Annotated in this window: 28 protein-coding genes; 11 read left to right on the top strand and 17 right to left on the bottom strand. The window is 57.4% G+C overall.

Annotated features, from left to right (window positions below):
* Nucleotides 1–197 precede the first annotated feature (197 nt).
* Nucleotides 198–650, top strand: coding sequence for an RNA methyltransferase (locus tag G5195_RS17660; protein ID WP_005348310.1), 453 nt, complete (start codon nucleotides 198–200; stop codon nucleotides 648–650).
* An 18-nt stretch (nucleotides 651–668) separates the two neighbouring features.
* Here the strand turns inward: G5195_RS17660 and G5195_RS17655 are convergent, their stop codons facing one another.
* Entirely contained in the window at nucleotides 669–1,418 is a 750-nt protein-coding gene (locus G5195_RS17655) for a substrate-binding periplasmic protein (protein WP_216952972.1), read from the bottom strand.
* Nucleotides 1,419–1,611: 193 nt separating this feature from the next.
* On the opposite strand from G5195_RS17655, the gene G5195_RS17650 reads away from it, so the two are divergent.
* Complete coding sequence (locus G5195_RS17650; protein WP_216952973.1) at nucleotides 1,612–2,043, top strand: universal stress protein; 432 nt, start codon at nucleotides 1,612–1,614, stop codon at nucleotides 2,041–2,043.
* Between the two features lie 76 nt (nucleotides 2,044–2,119).
* Here the strand turns inward: G5195_RS17650 and G5195_RS17645 are convergent, their stop codons facing one another.
* The 4 genes from G5195_RS17645 to crp all read right to left on the bottom strand — a co-directional run bounded on the left by G5195_RS17645 (nucleotide 2,120) and on the right by crp (nucleotide 5,940).
* Nucleotides 2,120–2,749, bottom strand: a complete 630-nt coding sequence (locus G5195_RS17645) for a murein L,D-transpeptidase catalytic domain family protein (protein WP_216952974.1) — start codon at nucleotides 2,747–2,749, stop codon at nucleotides 2,120–2,122.
* 176 nt (nucleotides 2,750–2,925) lie between these two features.
* A complete protein-coding gene (locus G5195_RS17640) occupies nucleotides 2,926–4,032 on the bottom strand; it encodes a porin (RefSeq protein WP_421236345.1) in 1,107 nt (368 codons plus the stop codon).
* A 343-nt stretch (nucleotides 4,033–4,375) separates the two neighbouring features.
* Nucleotides 4,376–5,176, bottom strand: coding sequence for a putative RNA methyltransferase (locus G5195_RS17635; RefSeq protein WP_247823346.1), 801 nt, complete (start codon nucleotides 5,174–5,176; stop codon nucleotides 4,376–4,378).
* Nucleotides 5,177–5,301: 125 nt separating this feature from the next.
* Nucleotides 5,302–5,940: a cAMP-activated global transcriptional regulator CRP gene (gene crp / locus G5195_RS17630; protein WP_005335304.1), complete on the bottom strand. Its 639-nt coding sequence runs from the start codon at nucleotides 5,938–5,940 to the stop codon at nucleotides 5,302–5,304.
* Nucleotides 5,941–6,240: 300 nt separating this feature from the next.
* Between crp and G5195_RS17625 the strand changes: the two genes are divergently transcribed.
* Together G5195_RS17625 and G5195_RS17620 are read left to right on the top strand one after the other, a co-directional pair.
* Complete coding sequence (locus tag G5195_RS17625; protein WP_216952977.1) at nucleotides 6,241–6,645, top strand: OsmC family protein; 405 nt, start codon at nucleotides 6,241–6,243, stop codon at nucleotides 6,643–6,645.
* A gap of 97 nt (nucleotides 6,646–6,742) precedes the next feature.
* On the top strand, nucleotides 6,743–7,039 hold the full coding sequence (locus tag G5195_RS17620) for an MliC family protein (protein ID WP_216952978.1): 297 nt from the start codon (nucleotides 6,743–6,745) through the stop codon (nucleotides 7,037–7,039).
* Nucleotides 7,040–7,198: 159 nt separating this feature from the next.
* On the opposite strand, the gene G5195_RS17615 is transcribed toward G5195_RS17620, so the two are convergent.
* Genes G5195_RS17615 through G5195_RS17605 form a run of 3 tightly spaced genes read right to left on the bottom strand, consistent with a single transcriptional unit; the run spans nucleotide 7,199 to nucleotide 8,894 of the window.
* Complete coding sequence (locus G5195_RS17615) at nucleotides 7,199–7,732, bottom strand: DUF4136 domain-containing protein (protein ID WP_216952979.1); 534 nt, start codon at nucleotides 7,730–7,732, stop codon at nucleotides 7,199–7,201.
* Between the two features lie 15 nt (nucleotides 7,733–7,747).
* Nucleotides 7,748–8,617: a phosphoribulokinase gene (locus tag G5195_RS17610; protein ID WP_157162054.1), complete on the bottom strand. Its 870-nt coding sequence runs from the start codon at nucleotides 8,615–8,617 to the stop codon at nucleotides 7,748–7,750.
* Nucleotides 8,618–8,669: 52 nt separating this feature from the next.
* Nucleotides 8,670–8,894, bottom strand: a complete 225-nt coding sequence (locus G5195_RS17605; protein WP_216952980.1) for a YheU family protein — start codon at nucleotides 8,892–8,894, stop codon at nucleotides 8,670–8,672.
* 145 nt (nucleotides 8,895–9,039) lie between these two features.
* Here G5195_RS17605 and G5195_RS17600 point away from each other — a divergent pair, with 145 nt between their 5' ends.
* Nucleotides 9,040–10,143, top strand: a complete 1,104-nt coding sequence (locus tag G5195_RS17600; RefSeq protein WP_421221815.1) for a membrane-associated sensor domain-containing protein — start codon at nucleotides 9,040–9,042, stop codon at nucleotides 10,141–10,143.
* On the opposite strand, the gene G5195_RS17595 is transcribed toward G5195_RS17600, so the two are convergent.
* The 3 genes from G5195_RS17595 to G5195_RS17585 all read right to left on the bottom strand — a co-directional run bounded on the left by G5195_RS17595 (nucleotide 10,122) and on the right by G5195_RS17585 (nucleotide 12,885).
* Entirely contained in the window at nucleotides 10,122–11,108 is a 987-nt protein-coding gene (locus tag G5195_RS17595; RefSeq protein ID WP_421221817.1) for a hydrolase, read from the bottom strand. The two genes, G5195_RS17600 and G5195_RS17595, sit on opposite strands and share 22 nt — an antisense overlap.
* A 64-nt stretch (nucleotides 11,109–11,172) precedes the next feature.
* The gene (locus tag G5195_RS17590) at nucleotides 11,173–12,072 is read right to left on the bottom strand and encodes a chemotaxis protein (RefSeq protein WP_227342036.1); all 900 of its coding nucleotides are present in this window, start codon (nucleotides 12,070–12,072) and stop codon (nucleotides 11,173–11,175) included.
* A gap of 153 nt (nucleotides 12,073–12,225) precedes the next feature.
* Nucleotides 12,226–12,885 (bottom strand): hypothetical protein, encoded by a 660-nt coding sequence (locus G5195_RS17585; protein ID WP_421221819.1) that lies wholly within the window; start codon nucleotides 12,883–12,885, stop codon nucleotides 12,226–12,228.
* 39 nt (nucleotides 12,886–12,924) lie between these two features.
* Here G5195_RS17585 and G5195_RS17580 point away from each other — a divergent pair, with 39 nt between their 5' ends.
* Nucleotides 12,925–13,128 (top strand): YheV family putative zinc ribbon protein, encoded by a 204-nt coding sequence (locus G5195_RS17580; RefSeq protein WP_005335287.1) that lies wholly within the window; start codon nucleotides 12,925–12,927, stop codon nucleotides 13,126–13,128.
* Between the two features lie 143 nt (nucleotides 13,129–13,271).
* On the top strand, nucleotides 13,272–13,943 hold the full coding sequence (gene slyD, locus G5195_RS17575) for a peptidylprolyl isomerase (protein ID WP_100645229.1): 672 nt from the start codon (nucleotides 13,272–13,274) through the stop codon (nucleotides 13,941–13,943).
* 100 nt (nucleotides 13,944–14,043) lie between these two features.
* Here the strand turns inward: slyD and G5195_RS17570 are convergent, their stop codons facing one another.
* Together G5195_RS17570 and G5195_RS17565 are read right to left on the bottom strand one after the other, a co-directional pair.
* Nucleotides 14,044–14,259, bottom strand: coding sequence for a SlyX family protein (locus tag G5195_RS17570; protein WP_158111350.1), 216 nt, complete (start codon nucleotides 14,257–14,259; stop codon nucleotides 14,044–14,046).
* 14 nt (nucleotides 14,260–14,273) lie between these two features.
* On the bottom strand, nucleotides 14,274–15,242 hold the full coding sequence (locus G5195_RS17565; protein ID WP_421221822.1) for a hypothetical protein: 969 nt from the start codon (nucleotides 15,240–15,242) through the stop codon (nucleotides 14,274–14,276).
* Between the two features lie 118 nt (nucleotides 15,243–15,360).
* Here G5195_RS17565 and fkpA point away from each other — a divergent pair, with 118 nt between their 5' ends.
* On the top strand, nucleotides 15,361–16,164 hold the full coding sequence (fkpA, locus tag G5195_RS17560) for an FKBP-type peptidyl-prolyl cis-trans isomerase (RefSeq protein WP_005335283.1): 804 nt from the start codon (nucleotides 15,361–15,363) through the stop codon (nucleotides 16,162–16,164).
* Nucleotides 16,165–16,315: 151 nt separating this feature from the next.
* On the top strand, nucleotides 16,316–17,722 hold the full coding sequence (locus G5195_RS17555; protein ID WP_076494970.1) for a sigma-54-dependent transcriptional regulator: 1,407 nt from the start codon (nucleotides 16,316–16,318) through the stop codon (nucleotides 17,720–17,722).
* 54 nt (nucleotides 17,723–17,776) lie between these two features.
* On the opposite strand, the gene G5195_RS17550 is transcribed toward G5195_RS17555, so the two are convergent.
* From G5195_RS17550 to G5195_RS17540, 3 genes are all read right to left on the bottom strand, one after another.
* The gene (locus G5195_RS17550; protein ID WP_421236344.1) at nucleotides 17,777–18,643 is read right to left on the bottom strand and encodes a hypothetical protein; all 867 of its coding nucleotides are present in this window, start codon (nucleotides 18,641–18,643) and stop codon (nucleotides 17,777–17,779) included.
* A gap of 113 nt (nucleotides 18,644–18,756) precedes the next feature.
* Nucleotides 18,757–19,092, bottom strand: coding sequence for a hypothetical protein (locus tag G5195_RS17545; RefSeq protein WP_005358483.1), 336 nt, complete (start codon nucleotides 19,090–19,092; stop codon nucleotides 18,757–18,759).
* Between the two features lie 143 nt (nucleotides 19,093–19,235).
* Entirely contained in the window at nucleotides 19,236–19,580 is a 345-nt protein-coding gene (locus G5195_RS17540) for a DUF2956 domain-containing protein (RefSeq protein WP_167556727.1), read from the bottom strand.
* Between the two features lie 267 nt (nucleotides 19,581–19,847).
* Between G5195_RS17540 and ushA the strand changes: the two genes are divergently transcribed.
* The gene (gene ushA / locus G5195_RS17535) at nucleotides 19,848–21,572 is read left to right on the top strand and encodes a bifunctional UDP-sugar hydrolase/5'-nucleotidase UshA (protein WP_158114150.1); all 1,725 of its coding nucleotides are present in this window, start codon (nucleotides 19,848–19,850) and stop codon (nucleotides 21,570–21,572) included.
* 214 nt (nucleotides 21,573–21,786) lie between these two features.
* On the opposite strand, the gene G5195_RS17530 is transcribed toward ushA, so the two are convergent.
* A complete protein-coding gene (locus tag G5195_RS17530) occupies nucleotides 21,787–22,647 on the bottom strand; it encodes a Tim44 domain-containing protein (RefSeq protein ID WP_005335275.1) in 861 nt (286 codons plus the stop codon).
* 363 nt (nucleotides 22,648–23,010) lie between these two features.
* Between G5195_RS17530 and dnaB the strand changes: the two genes are divergently transcribed.
* Nucleotides 23,011–24,405 (top strand): replicative DNA helicase, encoded by a 1,395-nt coding sequence (gene dnaB, locus G5195_RS17525; RefSeq protein WP_421221829.1) that lies wholly within the window; start codon nucleotides 23,011–23,013, stop codon nucleotides 24,403–24,405.
* Nucleotides 24,406–24,466: the final 61 nt, after the last annotated feature.

Raw genomic sequence — 24,466 nt, 5'->3', positions numbered from 1 at the left:
CATCCATTTACAAACGTTTGTCTATTATTGCTGGGAAACGTTTGCTGGTCATCAGCTTGTACAAAATTTGTCGGCTTGCGCACAAAAAATCGACATTCAAAGCTGGGTTGGCAAGCGGTTTAGCCGGGGAGGGGACTTTTAACGGGTCGGTGGCCCTGCAACGGCTTATAATGGTCGCCGCAAGATGAGGAGAGATGATGGAAAAGAGTGCATTCTGCTGCGTGGGGCTGGTCAATCCCAAGTCCCCGGAAAATGTCGGCTCCGTGATGCGGGCTGCGGGCTGTTACGGGGTAGACGAGGTCTACTACACCGGCAACCGCTTCGAGTTGGCGCGCCGCTTTGCCACAGATACCAAGCAGATGGTGGAGAAGATCCCGCTGCTCGGGGTGGATGACCTGATGGCATTTATCCCGCAGGGATGCGTGCCCGTGGTGGTCGATTTGATCGACGGCGCTACACCGCTCCCCGACTATGTCCATCCGGAGCGCGCCTTCTATATCTTCGGACCGGAGGATGGCACTCTCGATCCCGCCCTCTATGGCGCGGTGAAAGATGTGGTCTATGTGCCGACTCGGGGCTGCATGAATCTGGCCGCCTCGGTCAATGTGATCCTCTACGACCGCTTGGCCAAGGGAATGAGGGGAGAGTAATTAGCGCAACGTTATCATTCAGTCTGCAGGACTGGCAGCCACTTTCTGTTCCAGTTCTTCGATAAAACCCTGATAGTAGTCATAGAGCTGATAGTGCTTATAGATCTCTGCCAGACCCCCGCTGCGGATCAACTCAACCATTCCCTTATCCCAGAGCTGTAACATCCGGTTGCCTTGCTGGGTATCGGCAAAAATGGGATAGGTCGGGATCCAGCGCAGGAAGACGCGATGCAGCTCGGGAGGGATAGCCTCATCCACATAGAGCACGCCGGCAGTGAGGTAATAGCGATATCGCTCTTTACCAAGCAGTTGCAGGGCCAGCTCATCGCTGTCAATTTCATGCCACTGCATGGTGACCGCAATGTACTTGTCGAATGCCCAGCCCCGCCGCCATATCACGGTTTGCCCTTCCAGACTTTTCTCCCCTTGCCACTGGGGTTGCCATTTCTTGAGCATGAACACGGTCAGGTCATCCGCTGATGCCGGATAGCGAGATTGCTGGACGCCGGAGACTTCATCGCGATATACCCCCATGGCGATATCTCCCCCTTTTTTTGCAATGACAGCGAGAGCGCGCTTATAGGGCACAATATGGGGGGTTACCTGATAGCCGTGAGGCTGGTAGATGGCTCGCACCAGATCCAGATAGAGGCCTTTGCCATCCTTTTGACAAAAACCGGGCCAATCATCGCAATAAACGTCAATAGACTCTGCCCGGCAATTCGCCGCAGTGAACAGACAACAGAGCAACAGACAGATGCGTAGCATGGTCAGAGCTGGCCTCGCTGGGGCAGAGGAAAAAACACTGATACCCTACTTTATACCATGGCATTGATGGCGACGGCGTACAGAAAAAATCCCTGATGTTCATTTTGCGACAGGGTCGAGAGTTATTTTCAATCTGATGGTTATGATGAACTCAAGATTCAATAGTACCCCAATCAGTAGAGGAGACTGCATTATGCCATCGATCAAAACTCTGCTTTGTCCTGTCGATTTTTCCCAAATGTCCCGGGCGGTACTCGACTATGCCGTATTCATGGCGCAGAGCCATGAGGCCCAGCTCAAGCTGATCCATGTCGTAGACCAACTGCACGGCTTTGACAGTTACAAAATTCTTCATATGACAGCCGTTGAGATCACTCACGAAATGGAGCGTCAGGCCAGAGCCCAACTCAAAGAGCTGATTGCCACCCTGCCTATTCCGGCAACGTTTGATATTCGCTTTGGCAGGGCAGCGGATGAAATCATTATCCAGGCCAAGGAAGACGAGGTTGAACTGATCGTTATGGGGAGTCACGGCCGCTCCGGCATCAGCCATCTGCTGGTAGGCAGCGTTGCCGAATCCGTGGTGCGTCATGCTCCGTGCCCGGTCCTGGTGGTGCGCCAATAACTCGTCCCGTTTAGTGTGAGAGCGTGACAAACAAGGCCAGCGATTGCTGGCCTTGTGTTTTATGGTGTTGTGCCCGTTAGCCGTGGGCGTAGATGACACTGCCCCCTTTTATGGTATCTATGATGGCCCTGGCTTGTTCCTTTGGCAGGGCGGGACAGCCCCAGCTGCGGCCCAGTTTGTCATATTTGCGCAGATGGTTTGGGCTGGCATAGGCGGCGCCATGCACCACGATGGCACGTTTGCGGGCATTGCAGTTTTTGCCGGGGCTGAGCCCATCCAGCCGCAGGGAGTAGCCATGCTTGCCCAAGTAGGTTTCTGCGGTACGATAGACGCCGAGGGAGCTTTGTCGGGAGTTGAGCTGGTTGGAAAAGCGCTCTGCGGCTAGTTCACCTGAGTTGCGGCCATGGCTTACCCAGGTGTGATAAAGCAGTTTGTGACGTTTCATGTCGATGACGAACAGCCTGCGCTGAGTCGAAGGCTTGCTGTAATCAATGATGGTCAGGATGGATTTTTGCTTGCTGCGTACGCTTTGATAGCTGACAAGGGCTTTTTGAAAGGTTTGTCTGTCGAGTTTGCCGGCCAGCCCAAGCTGCTGATAGAGGTTGCGCTCACTACTGGCGGCGCTATTCCCGCTCCAGCCGATGCTCACCAGCAACAGTAACACTGGCCACAGTGGCCCCCACCGTTTTCCGAGTAACTCTGTCATCCCTGCACCCCTCTTTGCGCATCCTTGCTTGTCCAACGGGCTGAAATTACAGCTATCCGCTCGATAGTTATATGCAAGGTGCTGAAAACGCGCAATAAAAAACCGGCCGCAGAGCGGCCGGAAGAAATTCAAACAGTAGACATTGGTTTCACAGGGTATAACCGACAGTCAACCTTTTAGAAGTTGTACTGCAGGGCGACAGCAACAACGTCGTCGGTGTTCTTGCCCAGAGAGTTGGTGGACTTGCCATCAACAGAGTCAAGCAGGTTCAGCTTGTAGTCAACGTAGGCGTTGAAGTTCTCGGTAAAGTTGTACCAGGCACCGATGGATACGTACTCGGTGTAGGTGTCGTCAATGCCGTGGGCAGTATCTTTGACGTCAGTGCGCAGGTAAGCCAGAGAAGGCTTGAACTTGCCGATGGTGTACTGGGCAACGGCTTCGTAACCATCCATCTTCTCGGCGTAGCCGTTGTTGACGAACAGGTGGTTCTCACCGTGGGAATAGGTTGCCGCCAGATAGAGGTCGCCTGCAGCATATTTGGCACCGAAGCCCATCAGCTTGGCATCTTTCTCGCCGCCAAAGGCTGCGTAGCGGGCCTGTTCGGCAGTTTTGCCAGCCTGGTTGTATGCAACGCCCAGGCTCAGACCCATATCGAAGTCATAGTTGGCAGAGAAGGCAAAGCCCTCTTTGGAACCAGTGCTGTTCCAGCTCTCACCGTTGTAGAGGTTACCGTTGAAGGACTCGGCAATGGCGCTGCGGCCAGCATTTTGCGGGGTATTGTTACCAGTGAACTGGGCACCCAGAGTCAGACCTTCGTAGTTGAAGATGTACTGAGCCAGACCGTTGGTACGGCCGGTACCGAATACTTCGGTATCTTTGCCCAGGCCATCACCACCCCATTCGGGCAGTACGTCGGTATAGTTGTTTACGGCCTTGGTGAACAGACCATCCTGACGGCCATAACTGAAGGCACCGAAGCGATCGTGCTGGATGCCGGCATAGGCGTAACGCAGTTCATCGTTGTCAGAACCGGAGGTCGGCAGGTTGTATTCGGCAAAGCCGAATGCCTTCATCTCGGGAGCGATCTTGGTCTCGCCAGCAACGTGCAGACGGAAGTAGCTCTGATCTCCTTCGGCGCTGTTGTTGTCAGTGCCGTAGTAGGCACCCTGGGCACGGCCACCGATATCCAGCTTGGTGTCGTTCTGGTTGTAAACGGTAGCAGCGTGGGCGCCACTGGCCAGCAGCAAGCTGGAGATGGCCATAGTCAGTGCAGACTTTTTCATATCCTTATTTCCTCTGATGTAAACACTTCCGAACCTGTGGTCGGTTCTATGGAAATCGGAAAGGGTCCGATAGCCACACGGTAGGCGCTTGAACCTTGACTGGGCCTGAATCTGTCGTCGTTTAATTTGGTGCTGAAGGGCGCTGTTGATACTGGATATGACGTTTTTTGACAGGTTAAAAAGAGATTAAATTCAATGAATTATTCTCTATTGGCTGTTTTGACATTAAAGCTGGCCTGACCAATAAGGTCGATGACTCAAGTTGTGAGGCGAATCACGAAGGGGGAGAAGAGTGGCGGGAGGAAAATGGGACAGGAGCACTTGCCGTGCTCCTGTCAGGCGGTCAGCTTGCTTTTTGCCACAGTGTCATCAGCAAATCCTGTTCCAGCTGTGCCGGACCTTGCTGGATAAAGGCATGGCGCTGTTCGCCGTTGGCGCGCCAGCCGAGACGGCTTGTCTCCAGAATAAAGGCGCGCATGGTCTGATCCATAGAGATAGGGAACTGGCAGCGCTCCTGGCTTACCAGTCGGAGACCGGCAAGCGAGGGCCAGCTTAAAGGGTGTTCCATACTCACCGGATTGAGGCTGACCCGCAGTTGCCACTGATGACGGGGGCCCGGCTGCAGATAGAGCAGATAGCCACCGGGGGCCAGCCAGCTGACCAGCTGCTCGGTCTTGACCTTGAGATCGTTGACCAGCAGCACCTGAGCAGAGCCCGGTTGCAGCGGTGCACGGGCGGGATCGGCAATGACAAACTGGCCGTCCGGCTGCGCTTTTTTGGCGGCAAAGATGGTGTTCTTGGCGATATCAACCCCAGCAAACTGCCAGCCGGGCAGGCGCTCTGCCAGCGCGCGGCAGTAGTAGCCTTCACCACATCCCAGATGAACCAGCTCTTGCGGGGCCAGCGGAGCGAGTAGAGCGGCCATGGCCTCAACCAGCGGCAGTTGGTGGCCGGCTTCTAGGAAATGGTGTTTGGCGCGCATCAGGGCGCGGCTGTCGCTGTCTTTGGGGTTTTTCTTGCCGGGGATGAGATCCAGATAACCTTCCGGTGCCGGATCGAAGTGATGCTTGTTGTCGCAATAGCGCCCCTGGGAGGCTTCATGAAGATGGAGCGGACTGCGGCAGCGGGGACATTGAAGATGCATAGTAACTCTCTGGGCGAATGCCGGAACAGTGAAGGGCGTTCGGGATTATAGGGGAGAGGATCGAAAAAGGCTGCCGTAGCAGCCTTTTTTATCCCAAGGCCTCAGTTAGGCCTGTTGATGGGGCATCAGCGAGTACCAAATACCACAATGGTCTTGCCGTGAGCGGAGATGAGCTCCTGCTCTTCCAGCATCTTGAGGATGCGGCCCACGGTTTCACGGGAACAGCCGACGATCTGGCCGATCTCCTGACGGGTGATCTTGATCTGCATGCCATCCGGGTGGGTCATGGCATCTGGCTGCTTGGCCAGGTTGAGCAGGGTCTGGGCGATCCGGCCGGTCACATCCAGGAAGGCGAGATTACCCACTTTCTGGCTGGTGTGCTGCAGGCGCTTGGCCATCTGGCCAGAGAGACGCATCAGGATGTCCGGGTTGACCTGGATCAGCTGGCGGAACTTCTTGTAGGAGATCTCTGCCACTTCGCAAGAGCCTTTGGCGCGAACCCAGGCGGAGCGCTCGGGATTCTCGTTCTCCTCAAACATCCCCATCTCGCCCAGGAAGTCACCCTGGTTCAGATAGGAGAGGATCATCTCTTTGCCCTCATCGTCCTTGATCAAGACGGCCACAGTGCCCTTGACGATGTAGTAGAGGGTCTCCGCTTTTTCACCCGCATGGATCAGGGTGCTCTTCGCGGGATACTTATGAATGTGGCAGTGCGACAAGAACCATTCCAGGGTGGGATCGCTTTGCGGTTTGCCAATAACCATGAGAATTCCTCTGTAGTGTCTTTTTATGGACTTGTGCGTCCGGGCAAGCTGCCAATCTTGCCATTCCTTGTATTAGTCGCAGTAGGATAAGAGCCTTTGTCTGTGCTGACAAGGCTTTGCGCCCTTTTGCAAGAGCCCTTTGGGTAATGCCTGCTGCGCTGCTTCGGCCATTCTAGGGAAGATAGAGGTCGGAGATGTTGATTTTGATCTATTTCCATCCCAACTCCCCCTGTTCGGCAGAGATAAGCGACTGGGTTATGCTAGGGATCCATCATCACGATTAACAGGAGAGAGTGCGAGATGAAAGCCAAGGTCAGCTGGGTGGAAGGGATGAAGTTTGTGGGTGAGAGTGAATCCGGTCACAAGGTGATCCTGGATGGAGCCAACCCCGGTGAGGGGGCCAGCCCGATGGAGATGATCTTGCTGGCGGTCGGTGGCTGCAGCTCTATTGATGTGGTCTCCATCCTAGAAAAAGCGCGCCAGTCGGTGACCGCTTGTCATGTCGAGGTCAGTGGCGAACGGGTTGATAGCGTGCCCCGGGTTTTCGAGAAGATTAATCTGCACTTCGTGGTGACAGGCAAGGGATTGGCAGAGAAACAGGTGGCCAGAGCGGTCGATCTGTCGATGGAAAAATACTGTTCTGTTTCCCTGATGTTGGAAAAAGCGGTACAAATTACCCATAGTTATCAAATTGTTGAAGCTTGATAACTGACGATTGTTTCGTTGGTACCCTGGCATAAGGCCGTCACATGAGGCCTCTGCACAAGGCCATTACATAAGGCCATCACATAAGGAAAGTGCAATGAAAAAATTGATCGCTCTGCTTCCCCTGTTGGGTCTGGCGGCGTGCAGCAGCCCGCAACCTACCCAGTATCAATACAGCCAATACCAGTGTGGCGAAGAGATGCTGGCCATTACCTATGATGCCCAGGCTGACATGGTGCAGTTCCCCTATGCCGGGGTTTACCACAAACTGGCGCGTGTGGAGTCAGAGTCTGGCGCCAAATATTCTGACGGCCTGACCACCTTCTGGAATCAGGAGAAACAGGCGCTCCTCACCCAGAAAGGGGTTACGCTGCTGACCTGTACGCTCAAATAAGTGACCACAGATATCTGAAGGCGTGCAGCTTCGTGTCCCAGTCTGGCCAAGACCAGACTGGGACAAAACTGTGAGACAACTGTGAGACCACAAAAAACGGCTTGCCGGGAGGCAAGCCGTTTTTCTATCCATCCCTTTTCAATAAGCCAGCATTAACTGTTAATTGGTCGGGACGCTATGAAGCAGTTCGGCAGCGAGCTGCTGGCTGAGCGCCTGACGTTGGCTATCAGCAATGCTTACATCGCTGGTCAGCTGGATGATGCTGCTCCAGACTGCTTTCTGGGTTTTGCGATCGAGCAGCACTATGGCCAGCGAGCCTTTGCGCTGGTTGGCCGAGGCATAGACCCCGGGCGTCATGCCGAGGCGGGCGAAAATCTCGCCATCGCTCATATCCTTGCCGCCCGCGACGCCTATGGCGACCCACAGATCCGCCTCGTCGAGCGGCGCACTCTGCCACCCCTTGCCATTGAGCTCCCGGCTCACCGCCTGCTGCATCGGCTCCAGCCACCCTTCCGCCAGCTCACCGGCGAATTGATACTGCTCGGCCAGGGCGTAGCGCGGGGTTGCGCCATAGGTCCAGTTGCCAATCGGACGAACCAGCATGGTGCCGGACTCCAGCGTGGGGGCCGTCGGCCCGCTGCTGCAGCCGCCAAGCAGGGCGGCCAATACCACAGAGATAAACGCTAACCGCATTGTGAACTCCTTGGCTTAAGTGATCTTGCCGGTTTCAAGTAGTTGCTGGATGAGTGGCTTAAGGATCAACTCCATGGCAAACCCCATCTTGCCACCCGGCACGACGATGGTATTCATTCGTGACATGAATGAGCCGTCGATCATCGACAACAGATAGGGAAAATCGACCTGTTTTATGCCGCGAAACCGGATCACCAGCATACTCTCGTCCAGACTCGGGATCACCTTGGCACTGAAGGGATTGGAGGTGTCCACTGTCGGCACCCGTTGGAAGTTGATATGGGTGCGCGAGAACTGCGGGGTGATGAAGTTGATGTAATCATCCATGGAGCGGACTATGGAGTCGGTTACGGCCTCACGGGAGTGGCCGCGCTCCGAGGTATCGCGGATCAGCTTCTGGATCCACTCCAGGTTGACGATGGGCACCACGCCGATGAGAAAGTCCACGTGGCGGGCTACGTTGTGATCCTCAGTGACCACACCACCGTGCAGCCCTTCATAAAACAGCAGGTCAGTGTCGCTCGGCAGATGCTGCCAGGGGGTGAAGGTGCCGGGCATCTGGTTGAAGGGGACCGCCTCGTCAAAGCTGTGCAGATAGCGGCGATACTGGCCGGTGCCATCCTGGCCATAGCCCTGAAAAAAGCTCTCCAGCAAGCCGAAGTCATTGGCCTCGGGGCCAAAATAGCTGATGTGGCGTCCTTGTTCACGCGCCTTGCGGATTGCCACATCCATCTCGGGGCGGGTGTAGCGGTGAAAACTGTCACCTTCCACCACGGCTGCCTGATAACCCAATTGGTGGAACATGGATCGAAAGGCGATGGTGGAGGTAGAGGTACCGGCACCGGACGACCCGGTGACGGCGATAATGGGATGCTTGGCCGACATAGAATGCTCTCTTCCTTGGGAGTTTCGTTATACGGGCGTGAACCCGAGATGGTCAAGACGGCTCGTTGAAACGATCGCGTGGCACAATATTGACCGATTCATGCAACTCGCTATAGACGATCACGGCGATGCCTTGCTGTAATTGAGTCCTTACCATAGCGACTTTGGCTTCAAGCGAAACATCATGCTCGCCATATTCGGTGCCTTCTTGCAGCACAAACTGTTCGATCAGGTTGGTCAGGGTATCGGCATCCAACGCTTGCCAGGGGATTATCATGAAGGGATCTCGATGCAAAAGGGTATAACCGTCAGCTATTGTTGTGCGCAATAAAATGAGTGCAACCTCTTTTTACGCGTTTCGTGGAGTGTGAGACATGTTGTCTGAAGAGCAACGCCGGGCCCCCTCAACGATATCGGCTCACATGGATCTTGCTCGTCGCCAGGCCATCAGTCGCGGCATGGTCTGGTTCTGGTTGCTGAACTGGCTGGTTGTGCTGTTTCTGGCGATACGCTACCAGGTCTACAGCCAGGCAGGCCTGGCCAGTGACGGTACTCTGCCATGGCGCTTTCAGAGTGAGCTGGGCTTTGTCATGGTCGTGCTGCTGCTGCTGCCGGTTGCAGCCCTGCTCTGCAATCATTTGCAGGATCGAGTCTGGCTATGGTGCGCATTGGTCGTAATGCTGGTCTGGGGGGGCGTCTGGACGCTGCATATCTTCACCATTGGTGAAGTTGAGCTGCGGGGAGGGGCAAGCTATGCCAACGGGATCATGCGCCTCAATTTACTGGCTGCGCTGATCGCGTTTTATCCCGACCGACGCGTGTTGTATGCCTATCTCAGTGTACCGTTGCTATTTGGCGTTGCGCGTTTGTGGTGGCTGGAGGTGGATTTTCCGCAGCTTTATCTGCTTGAGGTGGTATGTACCATAATGGCGCTGGAGGTTGGTCGCCGGATGCTGCATCGCTGGTTTGAATTGGCCGTGATGCGTGAGCATGACAATCTGGCCCTGTTGCGGCGCCTCGATGCACTGGCCAAGCAGGATCCACTGACTGGTCTTGCCAATCGGCGCCACTTCAGTCAGGAGCTCGAACGCTGCAAAGCCCATAGTCAGTCGAGCAGCGCCCCGCTTGCCCTTATCCTCATCGATGTGGACTACTTCAAGCGCTTTAACGATCACTATGGCCATCAGGCGGGGGATGTCTGCCTGCGGGAGGTGGCGCAGTTGATGATGCGTTCGGTGCGCAGTGAGGCGGATCTGGCTGCCCGTTATGGCGGCGAGGAGTTTGTGTTGCTACTGCCCGATGCCGACAGTCAGAGCGCCGCTGCGGTAGCGCGGCGGCTGCAGGATGGGCTGGCCGAATTGCAGCTTGAGCATCTGGCATCCGATGTTGCCAGTCGGGTGACCATCAGTCAGGGGATCGCGACACTGGAAGGCGGGGAGAGTGGTGAGCAGCTACTGGCGCGGGCCGACCAGGCCCTCTACATGGCCAAGGCTGGGGGTCGCAATCAGTTCTGCACCGCACCCTGAGTCTGTTCGGCAATCCAGTGACTGATCCGCTCATCCAGCCAGAACTTTGGCCGCCAGGGGGTGCCGTGCAGAAAACCGACATGGCCGCCGCGCTGGCTCAGCTCATAGCGCACCGTGGGCGAGAGTTGATCCGGCCGGGGAATGACCGCGTGTGACATAAAGGGATCGTCGGCGGCGTGCAGGATAAGGGTCGGGATGGGGATTTGAGCCAGCAGCGGTAGTCCCGAGCAGCCCTGGTAGTAGTGGCTGGCACTGTGAAAGCCGTGCAGCGGAGCGGTGACCAGTTCGTCAAAATCGCGCAGGGTGGCAATCTGCTCCACTTGCCGGGGCTGCCAGCGTTCACTCGCTTTCTGCTGTTGGCTGATCTTGCTGAGCAAATTGCGGCGCATGGTACGCAGCAGATAGTTCTGATAGACCTTTGAGAAACCCTGATTGACCCGTTCGGCACAGCTGGCCAGTTGCAGCGGGGCCGAGACTACCACTGCCGCTTTCAATGCCGCAGGACAGGCCCGTGCCAGCAAGTTGACCAGCATATTGCCACCCAGTGAAAAGCCGATGGCGATCAGCGGTTTGCCCGGGAAGCGTTGGCTCAGCTCGGCAATCAGCTCCTGCGCATCACCGATGGCGCCGGAGTGATAGGCATGCAGGTGGCGATTGGGCTCGCCGCTGCAGCCACGAAAGTGCATCAGCACGGCCTCTCTGCCCTCTTGCTGCAGATGGGTGAATAATCCCTTGGCATAGTGGGAGTGAATGCTCCCCTCCAGCCCGTGAAAGACCACCACCAGTGGTCGCGAATCTGTCGTGATCTCGCCGCTCCAGGCGAGATCGACAAAATCCCCGTCAGTCAATTCGAAGCGCTCGGCCACAAATCGGGCCGGAGTCCGGCGCAGCCATTTGGGCAATATGGTCTGCAGATGAGGATTGCGGGCCCACCAGGGGGCGTGGAAGTGGCTTTCGGTCAGCATGGCGTCGTCGGTCTGGGTCGAAGATAGAGGGGCGAGAGGTGTTCAGCTCCCGCCAGTCATTGGCTTATTTCAGCAGGCGATCGTGATGTTCGGCACCGCGCAACATCGCCTGGATCAGCTCGTTGGCCTCGAACTTGGTCAGCGCCTCATGGGCGCCCACCTGATGGGCCCGCTCCACACTGATCTCGCTGGAGAGGGAGGTGTGCAGGATGATGTAGGCCCCCGCCAGTTTGCTGTCGCTCTGTACCTCGAAGGCCAGCTCGTAGCCATCGAGCCCAGGCATCTCGATATCGCTCACCAGAATATCGATGGGGGTCTGCTGGCTGGCACGTTGTTGCATCAGGGTCAGTGCGTCCTTGCCATTGGTACAGACCTCATAAGGGATATTGATGTAATCGAGGGCTGCCATCAGCTGGCGACGGGCGACCGAGGAGTCATCAACCAACAGGATCCGCATCGGCTTGATCCGCTCCCGCTGCACATCGGTCAGCACCGGATAGAGGTGGCTCGGATCGTCCGGATAGACCCGGGAGAGGATCAGCTCCACATCCAGCAGCTGGATCAGCTGGTCATTGACCCGGGTGACACCAGTCACAAACACATTGTGGCCGAGGGCGGCGGGAGGTGACTCGATATCGCGCCAGTTGCACTCGGTGATCTTGTCGATGCCTCGCACCAGAAAGCCCACCAGGGTGCGGCGGCAATCGGTGATGATGATAAAGCAGTGGGGCATCTCCTCCTTGCTGATGGGGCGATAACCCACCGCCATTGCCATGTCGATCACCGGAATGGTGGCGCCGCGCATATTGGCGGCCCCCAGCACGGTCGGATGCGAGTGCGGCATGGCGGTCAGCTGGGTGTAAGGGACTATCTCCTTTACCTTGAGGGTGCCTATGGCAAAGGATTGCTGGGCTGAAAGGTGAAACAGCAACATGCCCTGGGATTGATTGGCTTTGCTCGTCATGGCAGATGTCCTGTTGGTCGAAAGGTTGGCAGTCACTTCAGGCCTTTAGCATAAAGGATTACGGGGGGGATGGCCCTTCCTTGTTAACGACCATCTGGCAAAAAACTGGACTCGTTCAGCCAATTTAGTTGGCGCATTCATACCTGTGTCCGGTTATTGAGCTCCATCTTCGCCAACACCCCACAGCTGGCAGGTCGCTTGCAATGCGGCCTCATCGGCATAACCCAGCTTGCTGGCCACCTGCGCGGGTTTGCTGCCGCCCTTGAGCAATCTGAGCGCCTGCAGCAGTTGCCACTGTTGTTGCAATTCACTCCCTTCCACCGGCGCATCGGCTTGTTGTGCCCACAGTTGCAGAGACTCCGGCTGGCCATTGGCCAGCGCTTGCCAACAGGCTTGCAGCTTACCGTAACCCTGCTGGCTGATGGCGCACTGTTGCAGCTCATCCAGGATCACCTGCAGTCGCTGACCGTAGGCCCCTTGCCACTCTTTCGGACGTTGCCACCGGGCCAGAGAGTCGAGCAGGGCATCGAGCAGCGGAGTGGCTTGTAGCCAGCCTGCCTGCTGCGGCTGAGCCACGCGCAAAGAGACGCTCAGCTGATCGTACTCGCAACCGCTGAGGGGGCTGAAGGCCGCGAGGGCATCGGCGCAGAGCCAGAAGCTGCTGCCTGCCGGCAGCAACAGCTCATGTTGGCCCAGTCTCAGCAGCGCGGCGCCCCGGGTGATCCGCAACAGCTGCCCGACCGGGGTCCGTTTGCGGTTGCCGGCGTGCAATCCCTCACAGGAAAAATGGTGGTATTCGATGGCGTGATGCATGTAAAAACCCTGATATGATGCTGCCTGGAGGTAACAAATATGGAAACCAGACGTAAAAAACGCTTCATTGCCGGTGCGGTTTGCCCGGCGTGCGGCAAGTTGGACAACATGATGCTGTATCTGGAGCATGGAGTCGAGAAGGTGACCTGCGTCGCCTGTGGCGATACCCAGGTACAAACGCCTGCCGAGGTCGACAAGCAGACTCGCGAGGCGGAAGAGGTGATCGGGGTGTTTCGCCCCTGATGTGGCAACGGCGGGTGGAGTGCGGGTCTCCTCGCTGACGCTGTTGCCGTTTTTTTCGTCACTCCGTGGCGCCGCACGGCATATGCGCGGCCCGCTTTTTAGGGTATTCTGAGCCCGTTTTTTTCTATCCGCAGGATCCTGACATGAAAGTAGCTCCTCTGAGCGTGGTTACGCTGGAATACACAGTCACCGACGAGCACGGTGAAGTCATCGACAGCACTGTCGGCAAAGAGCCGCTGGTCTATCTGCACGGCACCCGTTACCTGGTCTCTGGCCTGGAAGCCGAGCTGGAAGGTCGCGCGGTAGGTGAAGCCTTCGAAGTGACTCTGGCACCGAGCCAGGCCTACGGCGAATATGACGAGACTCTGGTGCAAGAAGTACCGGGCGAGCTGTTCGACGGCATGGAAGTCTCCGAAGGGGATACTTTTGTGGCTGAAACCGACGATGGCCACCGTCCGGTGACCGTGGTTGAAGTGTCCGAAGAGTTCGTCAAAGTGGATGGCAACCATCCGCTGGCTGGTGTGACTCTGGGCTTCAAGGTCGAGATCAAGGACGTGCGCGCTGCCACTGCCGAAGAGCTGGCCCACGGCCACGTTCACGGTGCCGGTGGTTGCGGTCACGATCACGGTCATGACCACGATCACGGCGGCTGCTGTGGCGGTCATGGTCACGACCACGATGAGGATCACGGCCACGGCGGCTGCTGCGGTGGTGCTGGCCACGGTCACGATCATGGCCACGATCACGGCGACGACCATGGTCATGGCGGCTGCTGCGGTGGTGGCGGTTGTGGTGGCAAGGGCCATCACCACTGATCACGGCCAGGCCGATGATAAAAAACCCGCGATAATCGCGGGTTTTTTATTGGCTGACAGTGGTGCCAAGCCATATTGCCTGAGCTGAGATGGCGCCGGTTCAGTAGTGCGGCGGAGGGGTCTCTTCGGCCATGCTGGCAATCTGGCTGGGTTGTACGCTTTGCAGTTTATCGATCAGCAGCTGGATCTGGTATTTGAGTCGATCGAGTTCACGGCCCTGGGTGGTCACTTCGTCATTGAGCTGCTCTATGGTGTACTCCGCGTAGGCGAGACGGGTTTCCAGGGTTTCGATGCGTTCGTTTAAATGCTGACTCATGGGCCTTCGGGTCCTTACTTGATTGTCCAGATTTCGGCCAGACCACTGGAGCTGGCACTGACAAGGTGGCTATTGTCGCGCAAAGCAACGCCGTAGACCACTGCGCTGGGCGGTTTCACCTTGGGTTGCGGCGAGACGCGCCAGCTCTGCAGCAGGGCACCATCGCTCACTTGCCATAGGGAGAGTTGACGGGAAGGGGCGCCGGTGATGAGCCACTTGCCATCGTTGGCAAAGCGGGCGCTGGTGTAGACCTCGAAGCGGTGATCATATTGCAGCTGACTCACCTCTTTGCCGGTTTTCAGATCCCAGATGCTGGCCCGGCTGCTGTCGGCGGTGAAGGCGTAGCGGCCGCTCGGCTCCAGTCGAGCCATCACGACCCGGCCACCATGGTTGAAGCGCCAGATCACCTGCCCGCTGCGGGTATCCCACAGATAGGCGCTGTAGTCATTGCCGCCGGTCAGGGCGTAGCGACCGTTGGCGGAGAGATCCACCGTATTGATCTGTTCGGTGTGCCCCAGAAACTGCAGGCGCCGCCCGCTTCGGGTATCGAGCCACTCTGCCTTGCCATCTTCCCGCCCGATCAGCACATTACGGCCATCCGCCGAGAGGGCAATATCCCTCAGCCTGGATTCAGGAAGCGAGTAGTAGCCTTGTGACTGCCCGTCCTGAAGCCGCCAGGTGGCAAAGGTGGTCGCCGTGGCGGTAACGGCGAAACCATCTCCTTGGGCAAAACGGACGATGGAGACTAGATCATCCGGTGAATCGGACTGTTTCCAGCGCCAGCGCTGGCGGTTTTGTGCCAAGTCCCAGACGATGATGCCCTGACCGATGCTGGAGACGATGGCCTGCTGGCCATCACTGGAGAGATCTGCGGTTAGCAGACTGGTGCTGGCGAGGGGCATTTGCTGGCTGGGTTGGGAGCTCTGCTCGCAACCGGTGAGCATTAAACAGAGGCTCACCAGATAAATGGCACTTTTTATCATTTTTGCGGTCTCACGCTTTTGTTACCTGCGATCACGGCGTTAGTATAAGGCGCTTATCACGATAAACCTCTCATTTCACGATGGAACCGAGAGCGGTATTTGGAGTTTGGAGAAACTGATGAACAAATTTCTGAAGGTGTCCCTGTTGGCGGCGGCTGTAGCCGTCGGTCTGACTGCTTGCCAAAAAGACGAGAAGCCTGCTGCGGCCAATACCGCCGAAGTGAAGGCAGAAGCCAGCAAGCCGGCAGAGGCGACCAAGGCCGAAGCCAAGAGCTTTGAAGAGCAATCTGGCTACGCAATTGGCCTCTCCATGGGTCGTTACATCGCCAACACCCTGGAGCGTCAGCAGGAACTGGGCATCAAACTGGACAACGCCGTGATCCTGAAAGGGGTGACTGACGGTCTGGGCAAAGAAGCCAAGATGACTGATGAAGAGATCCAGAAGGTACTGCAGGATTACGACGCCAAGATCAACGAGTTGACCAAGGCCAAGGCCGAGAAAGACGCCGTTGAGAATCTGAAGAAGGGCGAAGAGTTCCTGGCTGCCAACGCCAAGAAAGAGGGTGTGAAGAGCACTGAATCCGGCCTGCAATACGTGGTCGAGAAGATGGGCACTGGCGCCAAGCCGAAATCTACCGATATCGTCAAGGTGCACTACACCGGTACCCTGACCGACGGCACCAAGTTCGACAGCTCCGTCGATCGCGGCGAGCCGGCTACCTTCCCGCTCAATCAGGTTATCCCGGGTTGGACTGAAGGTGTTCAGCTGATGCCGGTTGGCTCCAAGTTCAAGTTCTTCCTGCCGTCCAAGCTGGCCTATGGCGAGCACGGTGCAGGCTCTATCCCGGCGAACGCCGTGCTGGTGTTTGACGTTGAGCTGCTGGCTATCGAGAAGCCGACTGCTGACGACGCCAAGAAGTAATCCCTTCTTGTAGTTAAAAACGGCTCCTTAAGGAGCCGTTTTTACTTGTGTATTCCCTGCAATCGCGGGATAACAGAGCTGTCTTGGCGTTGGGTTTGCGCGCGAAAATAAGGCAAAATAGATCGCAGAATCAAATACAAGGATGAGTCCAGTGGCTGAAAATAAATCGCGTGTCCTGCTGGTGGAAGATACCCGTAGTCTGGCGGTGGTCTATGAACAGTACCTGCGCCAGGAGGGGTATGAGGTGGTGCTGGCCGACTGTGGCCAGCAAGCGTTGGCGCAGTTGCTGGCAAGTCCTCCCCCCGTGGTGCTGCTGGATCTGGAGCTGCCGGATATGTCCGGTATGGATATTCTGCAGATGATCACCGAACAGCAGTTGCCCTGCTCTGTGGTGGTGATCACCGCCCACGGCTCGGTGGATGTGGCGGTGGAGGCGATGCGCCTCGGTGCCTTCGATTTTCTGACCAAGCCGTTTGACAGCAAGCGGCTCTGCGCCACCGTTCGCAATGCCTTGAAACACCAGCAGTTGAGCTCGCTGGTTGCCCACTATCGGGAGAACTTCGAGCGCAGCTCCTTCTTCGGTTTTATCGGTGCCTCCATGGCGATGCAGGCGGTCTATCGCATCATCGAGAGCGCGGCGCCCAGCAAGGCGACCGTCTTTATCACTGGCGAGAGCGGCACCGGCAAAGAGGTGTGTGCCGAGGCGATTCACCAGTGCAGTCCCCGCAGCGAGCAGCCCTTTATTGCCCTCAACTGCGCCGCCATTCCCCACGATTTGATGGAGAGCGAGATCTTCGGTCATGTGAAGGGCTCTTTTACCGGCGCCCAGGGGGATCGCAAGGGGGCAGCCAGTCTGGCTGATGGCGGTACCCTGTTTCTCGACGAGATCTGCGAGATGGACCTGGATCTGCAGAGCAAGTTGCTGCGCTTCATCCAGACCGGCACAGTGCAGCGGGTCGGCAGCGGCAAGCTCGAGACGGTGGATGTGCGCTTTATCTGCGCCACCAACCGGGATCCGCTGGTGGAGGTGAAAGCGGGCCGTTTTCGCGAGGATCTCTACTATCGGCTCCACGTCATTCCGCTTACCCTGCCGCCACTGCGGGAGCGGGGTGAGGATATCCTGCTGCTGGCGCGCACCCTGCTGCAAAGCTACGCCAAGGAGGAGAACAAACGCTTCAAGGATTTCGATGTCGAGGCGGCGCGAGTGCTGCTTGACTACCCCTGGCCTGGCAACGTACGCGAGCTGCAAAACGTGGTGCGCAATATCGTGGTGCTCAATGACAAGGAGCTGGTGAGCCCGGATATTCTGCCGCCACCGCTCAATGGGGTGCGCCCCCAACTACCGGCTGCGATTGCGGCAGCGGTGGCATCGGCTCCGGCAGCCACCGGCGTGGCCAACGGGCCAATTCGTCCGCTCTGGTTGGTGGAGAAAGAGGTGATCGAACAGGCCATCGCCAGCTGTGACGGCAACATTCCCAAGGCGGCGGCCCTGCTCGAGATCAGCCCCTCTACCATTTACCGTAAAAAGCAGGGGTGGGAGGAGTCCAATCGGGCCTGAACCATCTTGCCAGCAGAAAGGGCGGCTAGCGTGCCGCCCTTGCTATTTTGGGGGTCAGAGTTTGGCGAGGCGCTTGAGGCGGGCCAGTCGCTCCCCCTCGTTGGCGCTGAACCAGCGGTCCTGTGACAGCAGAAACCAGGCGCGGGAGAAGTATTCCGCGGCCAGCGGATCGTCCAGCACCAAGGCATTCTCCCCCAGCTCCTCGAACAGATAACCATCCTCAGGTTCGCCAGCCTCGGCCATATCGGCCTTGAGCTGGTGCAGCTCTGCCAGCGCCTGCTGGTGCTGACCCTGGGCCCGAGTCAGGCGAGCCAGACTCCAGCGGGCGATAAACACCTTGGCCGGCTGGTTATGTTGCAGATGCCAGGCCAGGCACTTCTGTTGCTGGATTTTCGCCTCCTCGAAGCGGCCCAGTTCGAACAGGGTCCAGCCCTGATTGTTGTAAAGGGGGGCCAGCCAGCCGCGCACCTTCTCGTCACTGCTGCGTTCCGCCAGCTCCATCGCCAGTTGATGCCAGCGGCTCTGCTCTTCCAGCGGTGCGGCGATGGCGATCATGTGGGCGGCGTCGATAGCAAGATAGGTCTCCTTCTCCTTGAGCCCCCATTGCCAAGCTTGTTCAAACAGCGGTTTGGCACTGGCTTTGTCGCCCGCCGAGTTAAAGGTGCGGCCTCGCTCCAGCAGGGCCCGGATCCGTGCTCTGGGGGTTTGATCGGTGAGGCGAGGCTCTATCTCGTCGAGTTGCTGGTGGGCTTCGGCAAACTGGCGCTGCAGCGAATGGGTACGGGCAATTTGGGTCAGCAACTCCAGTTCGAGTTGCAGGTCGGCGGCGCGCGCTTCGGGAAGAAGGGTATGAAAACGCAGGGCGCTGGCGGCGGGATCCTGATAATCCCACAGCGCCATGAAATCGGGCGGATTGTCCATCTGGCCTCCTTGCTGGTTATCCTGTCACCAAGATGCCTGCTGGCCATTATTTGTACAAGGGGCGCCCGTCACAGAGCGCCCCTTGAGTCATGTTAACGGCTGTGGCCAGTTGGTCAGTAGACCATGGCCAGGCTCATCAGCATCAGACCGAGGGCGGCAAAGGCCCCCTCCTTGATGGCGAGCCGTGGCACCAGCGCCTTGGGCAGGGCCGGAAACAGGCTCAGGGCAAAGCCAAGGCCCGGCATCAACCAGTGGAATGCCGGATCGCGCAGGGCGGGATCGGCGGCTCCATTGATGATGATCAGCAAAATAAACAGGGTGAAGGCCGGCAGGATAAACCAGCGTACCCCACCGGCGGCGACCGCCCGCAGCGGCGAAATGCGATAGAGCAGCATGGTCACAAGAAACAGAACAAAAGGGGCCAGCAGATAGAGCGGAGCGGGGTTCATAACATCTTTCCTGAAAACTGATCGTCAAAAAACCGGTTGTCCGGTGCAAGAGGCGCGGGATTTAACCACTCTTCGCAGGTAATCACCAGCAGCCCGGGCCCGGGCTGTGAAGAGGATCCCGGATAAAGGTTTGCTAGCACGTCTTAGTGCAACCAGAACCAGGCTGCTGCAAATCCCAGCCAGCTCAGCACCAGCAAGATCCAGGGAAGGGGATGCTGATGGCTTACTTCAACCAGTTCAAGCTGATCGTCTTGCTCTTCGGTTTGTGGCGCGTCCTGTGGTTGCCTGGCTTTGGCCTGCATTTTTTTCTGGCGGCTCGCTTCGCGGGCCCGCGCCTTCATCTGCTTCTTGTATTCGTCGATGCCTTTCTGGATCCCTTGCGCAATAAGCTGGGTCTGCTCTTTGGTCTGCCCCGGCTTCTGGTTGGCACGGGCAATTTTCATCGCCTCCTGCTGGGTCTCGGGGGAAATCTTGTCGTACTTGGCCATCAACTCTCTCCTCGGGCATGGTTGGCTGGGGAGTATGCCATAAAGGGGCGTATACGTGGCGCCACCTTGATAACAAGGCGTTGCAAGTGAGTGACATCTCAACGAAAAACTCTAGAAATCAATAAGAAGCTCTATGTTGGGGTGAAGATCACAATTAACGGAATTTGTGAGTCATCGATGAAAAACGGTCATCTGTTGTTTGTTATATTGGCGCCCGACCGGCTGGATAAGGTCATTAAATAACAAAACAATCAAGGTGATATGGATATGAATAATAACTTCATCAAAGGCGGCGTGGCACTGGCCGTGCTTGCTGCACTGACTGGCTGTAATACCTCGAGCAATGACACCGTTGCACCCTGCACCGAAAATGTCTGCAAACTGACCATACTGCACACCAACGATACCCACGGCCGTTTCTGGCACAACGCCGAAAATGAGTATGGTATGGCTGCCCAGAAGACTCTGGTCGAGCAACTGCGTAGCGAGGCCAAGGCTGCTGGCAGCGAGGTGTTGGTGCTCTCCGGTGGTGATGTGAATACCGGGGTGCCGGAGTCCGATCTGCAGGATGCCGAGCCTGACTTCGTCGGCATGAACAGCATTCGCTACGATGCGATGGCGGTGGGCAACCATGAATTCGACAACCCCCTCAGCGTGCTGGAAAAGCAGCGCAAGTGGGCTCAGTTCCCCATGCTCTCGGCCAACATCTATGACAAGGCCAGCGGTAAACACTACTTTGACCCCTACAAGGTGTTCAAGCTGGAGAGCGGCCTCAAGGTCGCCGTGCTGGGGCTGACTACCGAGGATACCGCCCAGCTGGTGGATCCCAACAACGTGCAGACCCTGGAGTTCCGCGATCCGACCAGCGAGGCGGCCAAGCTGGGCAAACAGATCCGTGACAACAAGGAGGCCAATCTGGTCTTTGCCATCACCCACATGGGCCACTATGCCGATGGTCAGCACGGTAGCAACGCGCCGGGCGATGTAGAGATGGCTCGTGCGCTGCCGGCAGGGACTCTGGATGCCATCATTGGTGGTCACTCCCAGAATCCGGTCTGTATGGAACCGGGCACCACCAACAAGTACGCCAATTTCAAACCGGGTGATAACTGCCAGCCAGATCAGCAAAACGGTACCTGGATCATGCAGGCTCACGAGTGGGGCAAGTATGTGGGCCGCGCCCAGTTTGACTACCAGAATGGCAAGCTGACCCTGACCAGCTATGACCTGATCCCGGTCAACCTGATCAAGCGCAATGCCAAGGGCGAGGCGATCGATGCCAACGGTGCCGTGACCAAGGACCCGGCCAACATGGTGTTGATCCAGGATGAGATCACCAAGGACCCCGAGCTGTATAACACCCTGCTGGGTTATCAGGAGAAAGGTCAGCAAGAGCTGAATGTCGTCATTGGCTCGGCAGATGGCTTGCTGGTTGGTGATCGCAACTCGGTTCGCAACAAACAGACCAACCTGGGTCGTCTCATCACCACGGCGACCAGCAGCAAGCTGGGGGTCGACTTTGGTATCGTCAATTCAGGTGGTGTGCGTGACAGCATCCCGGCCGGTGATATCACCTACCGCAGCGTGCTGCTGGTGCACCCGTTTGGCAACACGGTCAACAAGGCGGCCATGAAGGGGAGTGATCTGGCGACCTATCTGGGCCAGGTGGCAACCAAGACCCGCAATACCGGTGGTTATGCCCAGTTTGGCGGTATCAACATGGCGGTGGATTGCCAAGCCAAGAGCGTCAATATCACCAGTATCGGTGGCAAGGCGTTTGATCCGGCAGCAACCTACAGCTTCGCGATCCCGAGCTTCAGCGCCTCCGGTGGTGACGGCTATCCGAAGATCGATACCATCAATGCCGGGTTGGTCGATGCTGCCGTGCTGAAAGAGTTCATCGAAATCAAGAAGACCATCAACGTGGCCGATTATCAGCCAGGCAATGAGGTGAGCTATCTGAACTCAACGTCTACCGAAGGGTGTAACTGATTCGTCAGCGGGGCGCATAGCCCCAGATGTGATCCCAAAGGGCAGCCGGTGGCTGCCCTTTGTCGTTATGTGCGTGGTGACATGTCATCTTGGGATTGGTCACAACTCTTCAATTATCAATGACGATAGCCATCGCCTGTAGGAGGTCAGGTGAGGGGATGAAATGAAAAGAGGCGGCCTATGGGCCGCCTCTTGCGCAGTGACAATCTAAACCTTACAGCTGCTCGATCCCGACGATATGCCAAGGGGCATTGTTCTTGGCCAGATCGCGTTCGAGGTGCCACACCTCTTTGATGTCTTCTTCGACCTGCTCCTGACGGTCCATGTAGCGGCCGCTGAAGCGCACGCTCACCTGGGCCCAGTCGCTGCCATAGTCAGCACGTACCAGCTGGGTATCAACGTACATCACTTCTGTGTGCTGGTCGCCAGTCAGTTCGGCGCGCTCGGCTTTGAGCTGCTCAAACAGCTCGGGGCTGACGTACTCGCGCACCTTTTCCAGATCGTTCTTGTTCCACGCCTCTTGCAGGGTGCGATAGTGATCGCGGGCACCGGCCAGGAAGCTGTTCATGTCAAAGCCCGGCGGCAGGCGGAACGGCACGTCGCTGTCGGCAAAGCCGGTGGCTTGCGGTGCGCTGTTGCTCTGCTCAAACTGCTGCGGGGCAGCAGATTGCGGCGGCTGATAGCCCGCATAGGCGGCCTGTTGTGGCTGTGGCGTCGCGACCTTGCCCTTGCGCAGGGTACGGATCAGGAAGACGGCACCCAGCGCCAGCAGGGCGATCAGCAGGAAGTCCATTCCTTGCAGACCTTCAAAGGCACCGCTGCCCAGCAGGTAGGCAAACAGGCCACCGGCCAGCAGGCCGCCCAGCAGGCCGCCCATCATGCCGCTCTTTTTCGGCGGGGTCTGGGCATTCAGTGTCGGATTCTTGTTGTCGACCGGTTTGGCCGCAGGCTGGGCCGGCGCAGTTTTGTAACTTTTACCAAAGGATTTGCCGCCGCCAAATTTCTTGGCTTCGGCGTGAGGTGCCCCCAGGCCAATGGCCAGGATCACGGCAAACAGGGTCAGCATCTTTTTCATTTTGACTCTTTTCACTCTCGTCTGTGGGTGGGGCATGCTCCGCTTTGGCAAGCTCAGCAAGGCGCATGGCAGGCTGCCTGTCCCTAATTGTGTCGCAGCTTGTATTCATCAATATCACCTCTGGCATGAATTATTCATGAACGAGGTAGCCGCGATGCGGCGTCAAACAAGAGGAGTAAACCGGATGAAAAGCAGAAGATTGAGTCGCAAGGAGCGCAAAATGCGAAGCAAAATCAAAATGGTCAAGGTAGAGCAGACTCTGGTTTGGCCCTTTATGATGGTATGAGCCGCCAGATAGGGCTCGCCGTAGTTGGCTTTCTTTTGTAAAATTCCCGTCCCCTTCCCGCTGCGGTTTTTATGTGTATGGCAGAGCAAGTGACGGCGAAAAAAGACGCCAAGACACAACAGCTGAAAGTTCCTCCCCACTCTTTTGAGGCCGAACAGTCCGTACTGGGCGGCCTGATGCTGGATAACGATGCCTGGGATCGGGTTGTCGAACGGGTTATCGATCAGGATTTCTACAGCCGTCCGCACCGGTTGATCTTCCAGGCCATGACCCGCCTCTCCAACGCGGGCAACCCCATCGACCTCATCACCCTGCAGGAGGAGCTGGAACGCTCCGAACAGCTGGAAGAGGCGGGTGGCTTCGCCTACCTGGTGGAGATCGCCAAGAACACCCCGAGTGCCGCCAACATCAACGCCTACGCCGAAATCGTGCGCGAGCGGGCGGTGGTGCGGGAGATGATCTCGGTCGCCAACGAGATAGTCGAAGCAGGCTACGAGCCACAGGGCCGTACCTCCGGCGATCTGCTGGATCTTGCCGAGAGCAAGGTATTCAAGATTGCCGAGCAGCGCACCAGCGCCAACGAGGGGCCCCAGCCCCTGAAGCTCATCCTCGAGCAGACCGTCGACAAGATTGAAGAGCTGTTCAAGACCCCGCACAACGGGGTGACCGGGGTATCTAGCGGTTACAACGATCTGGACAAGATGACCGCCGGTTTGCAGCGTTCGGACTTGATCATCGTGGCGGCCCGTCCCTCAATGGGCAAGACCACCTTTGCCATGAACCTCTGTGAGCATGCGGCCCTCACCGCCGACAAGCCGGTGCTTATCTTCTCGCTGGAGATGCCCTCCGAGCAGATCATCATGCGTATGCTCGCCTCGGTCGGTCGTATCGATCAGACCAAGGTGCGTACCGGTCAGCTCGACGACGAGGATTGGGCCCGTCTCTCCTCCACCATGGGTCTGCTGCTCGAGAAGGGCAAGATGTATATCGATGACGCCTCCGGCCTCACCCCGACCGATGTGCGCTCGCGCGCTCGTCGGGTGGCGCGCGAGCATGGTGGCCTCTCGATGATCATGGTGGACTACCTGCAGCTGATGCGGGTACCGGCGCTCTCCGATAACCGTACCCTGGAGATCGGTGAAATCTCCCGCTCCCTCAAGGCCTTGGCGAAAGAGCTGCAGTGCCCTGTGGTGGCGCTCTCCCAGCTCAACCGAAGCCTGGAACAGCGGGCCGACAAGCGCCCGGTCAACTCGGATCTTCGTGAATCGGGCTCCATCGAGCAGGATGCGGATTTGATCATGTTTATCTATCGTGATGAGGTTTATCACGATGACAGCCCGGACAAGGGGATTGCCGAGATCATCATCGGCAAGCAGCGTAACGGCCCTATCGGAAGAGTGCGTCTCACCTTCCAGGGTCAGTTCTCCCGGTTCGACAACTACGCCGGTCCGGCGTTTGACGACGATTATTGATAAGTAACAATCATGGCAATCCTGTGGTCAGGATTGCCACCACCGCTCTGACCCGCTTGCC

The sequence above is a fragment of the Aeromonas sp. 601039 genome (assembly GCF_049174415.1).
In the GTDB taxonomy this organism is placed as follows: Bacteria; Pseudomonadota; Gammaproteobacteria; order Enterobacterales; family Aeromonadaceae; genus Aeromonas; species Aeromonas veronii_A.
Note: the sequence above shows the minus strand (reverse complement) of the source record. Positions and strands in the feature narration are given on the sequence as shown.

Excerpts from the sequence above, each read along its gene's own strand:
- G5195_RS17625 (WP_216952977.1), top strand. The coding sequence starts at position 6,241 with ATGAAAGCCAAGGTCAGCTGGGTGGAAGGGATGAAGTTTGTGGGTGAG.
- G5195_RS17650 (WP_216952973.1), top strand. The coding sequence starts at position 1,612 with ATGCCATCGATCAAAACTCTGCTTTGTCCTGTCGATTTTTCCCAAATG.
- G5195_RS17540 (WP_167556727.1), bottom strand. The coding sequence starts at position 19,580 with ATGGCCAAGTACGACAAGATTTCCCCCGAGACCCAGCAGGAGGCGATG.
- G5195_RS17585 (WP_421221819.1), bottom strand. The coding sequence starts at position 12,885 with ATGCATCACGCCATCGAATACCACCATTTTTCCTGTGAGGGATTGCAC.
- G5195_RS17580 (WP_005335287.1), top strand. The coding sequence starts at position 12,925 with ATGGAAACCAGACGTAAAAAACGCTTCATTGCCGGTGCGGTTTGCCCG.
- G5195_RS17545 (WP_005358483.1), bottom strand. The coding sequence starts at position 19,092 with ATGAACCCCGCTCCGCTCTATCTGCTGGCCCCTTTTGTTCTGTTTCTT.
- G5195_RS17530 (WP_005335275.1), bottom strand. The coding sequence starts at position 22,647 with ATGAAAAAGATGCTGACCCTGTTTGCCGTGATCCTGGCCATTGGCCTG.
- G5195_RS17600 (WP_421221815.1), top strand. The coding sequence starts at position 9,040 with ATGGATCTTGCTCGTCGCCAGGCCATCAGTCGCGGCATGGTCTGGTTC.
- slyD (WP_100645229.1), top strand. The coding sequence starts at position 13,272 with ATGAAAGTAGCTCCTCTGAGCGTGGTTACGCTGGAATACACAGTCACC.
- G5195_RS17655 (WP_216952972.1), bottom strand. The coding sequence starts at position 1,418 with ATGCTACGCATCTGTCTGTTGCTCTGTTGTCTGTTCACTGCGGCGAAT.
- G5195_RS17635 (WP_247823346.1), bottom strand. The coding sequence starts at position 5,176 with ATGCATCTTCAATGTCCCCGCTGCCGCAGTCCGCTCCATCTTCATGAA.
- G5195_RS17610 (WP_157162054.1), bottom strand. The coding sequence starts at position 8,617 with ATGTCGGCCAAGCATCCCATTATCGCCGTCACCGGGTCGTCCGGTGCC.
- G5195_RS17615 (WP_216952979.1), bottom strand. The coding sequence starts at position 7,732 with ATGCGGTTAGCGTTTATCTCTGTGGTATTGGCCGCCCTGCTTGGCGGC.
- crp (WP_005335304.1), bottom strand. The coding sequence starts at position 5,940 with ATGGTTATTGGCAAACCGCAAAGCGATCCCACCCTGGAATGGTTCTTG.
- fkpA (WP_005335283.1), top strand. The coding sequence starts at position 15,361 with ATGAACAAATTTCTGAAGGTGTCCCTGTTGGCGGCGGCTGTAGCCGTC.
- G5195_RS17620 (WP_216952978.1), top strand. The coding sequence starts at position 6,743 with ATGAAAAAATTGATCGCTCTGCTTCCCCTGTTGGGTCTGGCGGCGTGC.
- G5195_RS17605 (WP_216952980.1), bottom strand. The coding sequence starts at position 8,894 with ATGATAATCCCCTGGCAAGCGTTGGATGCCGATACCCTGACCAACCTG.
- G5195_RS17645 (WP_216952974.1), bottom strand. The coding sequence starts at position 2,749 with ATGACAGAGTTACTCGGAAAACGGTGGGGGCCACTGTGGCCAGTGTTA.
- dnaB (WP_421221829.1), top strand. The coding sequence starts at position 23,011 with ATGGCAGAGCAAGTGACGGCGAAAAAAGACGCCAAGACACAACAGCTG.
- G5195_RS17550 (WP_421236344.1), bottom strand. The coding sequence starts at position 18,643 with ATGGACAATCCGCCCGATTTCATGGCGCTGTGGGATTATCAGGATCCC.
- G5195_RS17570 (WP_158111350.1), bottom strand. The coding sequence starts at position 14,259 with ATGAGTCAGCATTTAAACGAACGCATCGAAACCCTGGAAACCCGTCTC.
- G5195_RS17660 (WP_005348310.1), top strand. The coding sequence starts at position 198 with ATGGAAAAGAGTGCATTCTGCTGCGTGGGGCTGGTCAATCCCAAGTCC.
- G5195_RS17590 (WP_227342036.1), bottom strand. The coding sequence starts at position 12,072 with ATGACGAGCAAAGCCAATCAATCCCAGGGCATGTTGCTGTTTCACCTT.
- G5195_RS17565 (WP_421221822.1), bottom strand. The coding sequence starts at position 15,242 with ATGATAAAAAGTGCCATTTATCTGGTGAGCCTCTGTTTAATGCTCACC.
- G5195_RS17595 (WP_421221817.1), bottom strand. The coding sequence starts at position 11,108 with ATGCTGACCGAAAGCCACTTCCACGCCCCCTGGTGGGCCCGCAATCCT.
- G5195_RS17640 (WP_421236345.1), bottom strand. The coding sequence starts at position 4,032 with ATGAAAAAGTCTGCACTGACTATGGCCATCTCCAGCTTGCTGCTGGCC.
- ushA (WP_158114150.1), top strand. The coding sequence starts at position 19,848 with ATGAATAATAACTTCATCAAAGGCGGCGTGGCACTGGCCGTGCTTGCT.